The organism is Bifidobacterium sp. POST2/T3 (B1) (assembly GCF_058197115.1).
Genome location: NZ_JBVPQK010000457.1, coordinates 1 through 2019 on the forward strand (window position 1 = coordinate 1; position 2019 = coordinate 2019).

Consider the following 2019-nt stretch of genomic DNA (forward strand, 5'->3'; position numbering starts at 1 on the left):
GCTGAGCCCTACTTCGAGCAGCACTACCCGGAAGTCAAGCTGCAGAAGTACGACCAGTACGCCGATGCCTACAACGCCCTGTTGGACCACCGTGGCGATGCCATGAGCACGGACAACACCGAGGTGCTGGCCTGGGCCAAGGCCAACAAGGGCTTCTCGGTGGGTATCACCAAGCTTGGGGATGAGGCTGTCATCGCCCCGGCTGTGCGGAAGGGAAACAAGCCTTTGCTGGACTACATCAACAAAGAGCTTGTCAAGCTTGGCCAGGAGCGGTTCTTCCATGAGGACTATCGCAAGACCCTGGAGCCGGTCTACGGCAGCGCAGCCAACCCCGACGAGATTGTGGTCGAGGGCGGCAAGGACTGACCTGGCCGTCTGGCTTATGGCAGGGCCCGCACCCATCCAGTCGCATTCGGATGGGTGCGGGCCCCTGTCTGTATGGGTTGTGGGATTGCCGGATCAGTAGGCGGCCAGGATGTCGACCACGAAGATCAGGGTCGAATTGGCCGGGATCTTCTGCTGTTGCTGGCTGCCATAGCCCAGGTCGGGCGGAATGACCAGAAGAACCTGAGAGCCTACCGTCTGTCCAGCCAGACCCTGTTGCCAGCCTTTGACCACCTGGTCCAGGCTGAAGTCGCTGGCCTGTCCCCGGTCCCAGGAGGAGTCGAACTGCTTGCCGTCGGAGGCCAGCCAACCGGTGTAGTTAGCGCTGACGCTCTGATGTTGACCGACCTTGGCCCCCTTGCCCTTGATCAGGGGCTGGACGACCAATCCTCCCTTTGGTTTGTATCCGTTGAGATCTAGGGAGGGCTTGCCCTTGTCGTCCAGACTGATCTTGGGCAGGTCGCTGGGCAGGTCGGTCACCTTCTGACCCTGGGCGCGGGTCAGGTTCTTGGAGCGGGAGACGAAGGTCAGAGCCATGATATAGGAGTCAGTTGCCTGGCCGCTGCCTGAGCTTGACTCATCGATGCCTACGGCCACGGTGGAGTTGACCTTGAGGCCCTTGAAGGTGTCATAGTATGCCGGGATGGATTTCTTGCTGATGACGATGGAGCACTCCGGACTGCTCTTGTCCCAGGTGGAATTGAGCACCTTGCCGGTCTTGGCATCCAGGGCCAGGCTCCTTGTGCATACACGATCCCCGTCGCGGATGACCTCGCCGTTGCCCTCTTGGATGACCTGATGGGTCTGGTTCTCGACCTTGAAGGGGGTCTTGAAGCTGATGTCGGGCTTGCTGCCAAGTTTGCCGCTGGCTGATACGCCCTGCATGGTGTCGCCTGAGTGTCCGCCCCCGTCAGATTTCCCACTGCAGGCTGACAGTCCAAGACATAGAGCCAAAGCGGTCATGGCGCCCAGCAGACGCTTGCTGCCTGATTTTCTTGCGATGATGGTCATAAAAGACCAGTTTAGGGCTTATGGGTGATTTCCCGGTGGCGGAAACCATCTCATAGGGTGCCGACGGTAGAATGTCGATAATATGGAGCAAGTACCCGAAGAAAAAGACGAGATGACACGGCCTGACAAGCCCTCGCGTCACAGCATGATCATGCGCGGCATCGTCACCCCTATCTTCGGACTGCTGGCTGTAACGGCCATTGTGCTGGGTATTCTCAACGCCACGGTCTGGAAGCCCTCGGCTCATGTGGATGCGCATGCGCGCACGAAGGCAGCCTATGTGGTGACCGATCCAGGCGTGCTTCCCCTGGTGGACAGCAAAGTGACCATGCGAGTGGATGCGGCGCCAACTGGAACGTCTGGGTCCGCAGCGTCCAAGTCACAGAAGCCTACCGTCTGTATGGCCCTGACTACGGCCAAGGATGCCGCTGGCTGGACGGCTGGACATGATGTGGCCCGTGTGCGCGGCCTGGATGATTGGCAGACCCTGTCCGTCAGTAGGGACACCAGTCCCGGCAAGGCTGTCAAAAGCGAACAAGGCGTGGCCTTTCAGGATTCGGACATGTGGAAACAGGTCACCTGCTCCGACAACGACGTGTCCATGTCCCTGAAGACCGACGATCC

General features: G+C 59.6%; 2 protein-coding genes and 1 pseudogene. 2 read left to right on the forward strand and 1 reads right to left on the reverse strand.

Annotated features, from left to right (window positions below; genetic code table 11):
• Nucleotides 1-366, forward strand: a 366-nt coding sequence (locus AC0AP0_RS12740) for a type 2 periplasmic-binding domain-containing protein (protein WP_490430756.1), incomplete at its 5' end; no start/stop codon positions are given.
• A gap of 93 nt (nucleotides 367-459) precedes the next feature.
• On the opposite strand, the gene AC0AP0_RS12745 is transcribed toward AC0AP0_RS12740, so the two are convergent.
• The gene (locus AC0AP0_RS12745) at nucleotides 460-1395 is read right to left on the reverse strand and encodes an FKBP-type peptidyl-prolyl cis-trans isomerase (RefSeq protein ID WP_490430757.1); all 936 of its coding nucleotides are present in this window, start codon (nucleotides 1393-1395) and stop codon (nucleotides 460-462) included.
• A 112-nt stretch (nucleotides 1396-1507) separates the two neighbouring features.
• Between AC0AP0_RS12745 and AC0AP0_RS12750 the strand changes: the two are divergent.
• Nucleotides 1508-2019 (forward strand): annotated as a pseudogene (locus AC0AP0_RS12750) (hypothetical protein); the annotation flags it as partial.